Origin of the sequence: Campylobacter sp. CNRCH_2014_2849 (assembly GCF_025772845.1) — a bacterium.
Classification (GTDB): Bacteria; Campylobacterota; Campylobacteria; order Campylobacterales; family Campylobacteraceae; genus Campylobacter_D; species Campylobacter_D lari_D.
Genome location: NZ_JAKMSW010000050.1, coordinates 1 through 759 on the forward strand (window position 1 = coordinate 1; position 759 = coordinate 759).

General features: G+C 26.7%; 2 pseudogenes. Both read right to left on the reverse strand.

Going from position 1 to position 759, the window contains the following annotated elements:
- A pseudogene (locus tag L8X33_RS08645) lies at positions 1–257 on the reverse strand (hypothetical protein); the annotation flags it as partial.
- A 53-nt stretch (positions 258–310) separates the two neighbouring features.
- Positions 311–759: pseudogene (locus tag L8X33_RS08650) on the reverse strand (hypothetical protein); the annotation flags it as partial.

Consider the following 759-nt stretch of genomic DNA (forward strand, 5'->3'; position numbering starts at 1 on the left):
TATTCTTTTATATCAATATGTTTTTTAATATGTAAAAATTCTAAAATATTTAAAAAAGCATTAGGTATGTAAAATTGATCTAAACTAAGTTGTAAAAAATGATTCATATTATGCATAGAAAAAATATCATTATCTTTAATCAAATCATCTTTATTTAGATTAAATAACATAACCCCACCAAAACCCAATAAGCTTAAATTTTTTAAATTCTCTAAAGCTTTTCTTTTTTCTAAATCAATTTGAAGTATTTTTTGCATTGTTTATCCTTTTATTTTAATTTTACTTTAAATATTTTTTTGTTTTGATTAAATTACTCTTTTATATTATGCTCTTTAGCATAAGCTAGTATTTTAGCTCGAAGTTCTTGCGGAAAATTATATCTATATATGGCAGGAATTCTTGGATCAAGGAGTTTATCAAGCTTATGTCTTTTATAATACCATTCTAGGTTTTCAGGGGTAAAATATCTTGGTGCATTAGGATAGCCTTGAGGTGGAGTTAGGGCTGCTAGTTTGGCAGTTAAAATCATAGAATCTATTCTTAATTGTGCACTTTCTTCACTCCGATCATTTGGAATATCATAACCATAAGCATTAATCATACCATTAGAATATCCATCCATATAACGATCAAATTCTCTTCTGCTTTCATAAGTAGAATCTACATCCCTTGGATCTTTTATCTTACCCTCAACCACATCACTTCTTAAGGCTTTATATATATCTCCAAATTCATCTTCAGAAATTTGATATTCGTTAT